This is a genomic window from Pseudoalteromonas sp. 19-MNA-CIBAN-0066, assembly GCF_040308705.1.
Taxonomy (GTDB): domain Bacteria; phylum Pseudomonadota; class Gammaproteobacteria; order Enterobacterales; family Alteromonadaceae; genus Pseudoalteromonas; species Pseudoalteromonas nigrifaciens.
In genome coordinates this window covers 1-2,887 of the sequence record NZ_JBEONZ010000073.1, presented here as the reverse complement: position 1 = coordinate 2,887, position 2,887 = coordinate 1, and the positions used below count along the sequence as shown (strand labels likewise).

2 protein-coding genes are annotated in these 2,887 nt (G+C 43.6%); one reads left to right on the top strand and one right to left on the bottom strand.

The annotated features are described in order from the left end of the window. Positions 1-480: 480 nt before the first annotated feature. A complete protein-coding gene (locus AAEZ18_RS18140; RefSeq protein WP_086998162.1) occupies positions 481-1,464 on the bottom strand; it encodes a GlxA family transcriptional regulator in 984 nt (327 codons plus the stop codon). A gap of 150 nt (positions 1,465-1,614) precedes the next feature. Between AAEZ18_RS18140 and AAEZ18_RS18135 the strand changes: the two genes are divergently transcribed. Continuing rightward, the gene (locus AAEZ18_RS18135; protein ID WP_053409385.1) at positions 1,615-2,505 is read left to right on the top strand and encodes an MBL fold metallo-hydrolase; all 891 of its coding nucleotides are present in this window, start codon (positions 1,615-1,617) and stop codon (positions 2,503-2,505) included. The last annotated feature ends 382 nt before the right edge of the window (positions 2,506-2,887 follow it).

The following is a 2,887-nucleotide window of genomic DNA, read 5'->3' as shown; positions in this document are numbered from 1 at the left end:
TCCGAATTTATCATTGAGCAGGTATTTTTAGATAATCAGAACATCGATGCTAGGTGTGGTTCGCTAGACGCTTACAGACAATCCGACACCATACAATGACATAAAATAAAACCATACAGTGACATAGCGGTTAACATTTATATGTATGGACTTCACTGCTTTAGTCTGTCGTTGGTGAATAGCTATCGTCAGAACGTAAACAAAGGTATAGGTAGAATTTCAGTATTTACGATTGTAGAGCTGAATTTCAGCCTATCCTAATACTTGGTTTTCACTCAAACCGAACTTCGTAAAAGTGCCATGAGCAGTCATTCATGATCAACTCGTTTCTGCCCCAAAACGTGTTGAGGCGAATGCCTCAAAAGAGCGAAAAGCAGACAAAAAAAGAGTCGATTCGTTCAAAAACAAATGTCCGCAACACTTTCATAGGTGAAATTTACATGAGCACGGAGAATTTCAATGTCCCTTACTTAAATCCAATTAATGGTTTAAAGGAAAGGGCATTTCTATCAAAGTATTAGCACCGAAAGTCCTTCGCCATGCTGTTGGAGAGACTGCATGTTTTTGTTTAAAATGTAACCTAAATGAAGTGGCGGTTTGAAATCCAACCCGTTCAGCGATTTGTTCAATCGACAATGCGGTGAGTTCTAACAATTCACGGCTGCGCTGCAAGCGCTCATTCACTAACCATTCGACAACAGTCATCCCGGTTGCCTTTTGAAACCGCCTAGTAAAGGTACGTCTACTCATCCCAACTACAGTAGCAAGTTCATCGATACTATGTGGTTTGGCGATGTTCTCACGCAGAAAATCGATCAGTGTGTTAATTTGAGCTTCCGAAGTCGAGCGAGCGATTGGGTGTTCTATAAATTGTGCCTGCCCTCCCTCACGATGGGGCGGAACCACCATTAAACGGGCAAATTTGTTGGCAATTTTCACCCCAAAAAACTTTCTGACGATATAGAGGCAACAATCTAAACTTGCCCCTGTACCAGCTGAGGTAATAAGCCGCTGGTCTTCGCTATAAAGCGCATTGGTGTCTAACTGGATTTGGGGAAATCTGGTTTTAAAATCCTGCTCAGCTAACCAATGAGTACAGGCTTTTTTCCCATCCAGAATACCTGCGTAGGCTAAAGCATAAGTGCCGTAACAAAGCCCTACCAGATAAGCCCCTCTGTTGTAGGCTTCTCGCAACGAATAAAGCATCTGAGCACTGGGTTTTTCATCCAGCTTATGCCAGCCGGGTACAATAACCACATCCATTGTTGCCAGCAGCTCCAGCCCTCCGTCAGGTTGAACAAACATACTCCGCTCGGCGTTGATGGCGCTGCTATCGGGTGCAATTAGAAACAATTCAAACAGCGATTCTTCAGGGAGGATAGACCCAAAAATCATATAGGGTACAGAAACATGAAATGGGCTGAAGGAAGGATAAAGCACCAAGCCAATTTTTAGTTTTGTCATAGCGTCCCCGCAACGTCTGAAAGTTTGAATTCTACTGATGTGGCCCAATACTTTCGAATATTGTCATTTAGGTCAGTTTTTGTCAATTGTATTGTTCTTTATCATAGCCACTGTGTTGAACACCTCACTTAGTTGATATGGAGAACAAAGATGAACTTAAGAACCTTAATGTCCAGTCTAATAGTTGGTAGCGTTTTGTTGACCGGGCCTGCATTAGCTCAGGCAACGCCGGATAAAAACACGCCAGCCCACAAGCAGACACAAATCCAGCTGGTGCGAAATGCGACACTCAAAATTAGCTATGCGGATACCACCTTTCTGCTCGACCCTATGTTGGCGAAAAAAGGAGCTTATCCGGGGTTTGAAGGCACCTACCGTAGTACGTTAAGAAACCCATTGCTGGAATTACCTATGTCTGTTGACGAAGTCATTTCCGGAGTGGACGCCATTATTGTCACGCACACGCACTTGGATCACTGGGATGAAGCCGCACAGCAATTACTGCCTAAAGATCTGCCAATATTTGTGCAGCATGAAGCAGATGCAGCATTAATCAAATCGCAGGGGTTTAAACAGGTTACTGTCATCCATGATCGCACTGAGTTTGAAGGTATTACATTGACTAAAACCGGTGGTCAACATGGTACGGACGACATGTACGCAGTTCCGCAATTGGCCGCTTTGCTTGGTGAAGCAATGGGCGTTGTATTTCAGGCTCCCGGTTACAAAACAACATACGTGGTTGGGGATACGATCTGGAACGGTGTTGTAGAACAAGCTTTAAACAAGCACCAGCCGGAAGTTGTGATCCTGAATACCGGCTATGCACAGCTTGAGGGATTTCCAAACTCTATTATCATGGGAAAAGAAGACGTGACTCGAACCAAAAACATTGCACCTCAAGCAACCATTATTGGCGTGCATATGGATGCAGTGAACCATGCAGCCTTGTCTCGTAAAGAACTGAGAGAATTTGTTAAAGCCAATAGCCTGACGCAAAGTGTCAAAGTCCCAAACGATGGCGAAATATTGAAGCTTTAACAAGCCACAGGATCAATTAATTAATAGCAGCTTGCCGACAGGCGGCTGCTATTGCTTCGGTGTGGTCGGACTGATTCGGACACTTCAATTTAGCCACACTAAGTCCTCTAGAACCTGTGACATCTTGAAACACAAAATTAAGAATCCAGCATTGTTAACTTTTTTCGCAAATCATTGTTGTCTCCAAAATTTTAAAGCCTTTGTTTATCTTCATTAACCTAAGCTTTCATTGAAAAGTTATAATACGACTGCTGCAACTTCTATTGTCTGCTTTTGGCACAGAGCCGTCCTTCGGCTCTAACTCATTTCTGTCCAGAGACGGGTTATGTATATAACTCGCCTTTGCCCCATTGTGGGTTAGAGGCGATAAGCCGCACAGATA

Excerpts from the sequence above, each read along its gene's own strand:
- AAEZ18_RS18140 (WP_086998162.1), bottom strand. The coding sequence starts at position 1,464 with ATGACAAAACTAAAAATTGGCTTGGTGCTTTATCCTTCCTTCAGCCCA.
- AAEZ18_RS18135 (WP_053409385.1), top strand. The coding sequence starts at position 1,615 with ATGAACTTAAGAACCTTAATGTCCAGTCTAATAGTTGGTAGCGTTTTG.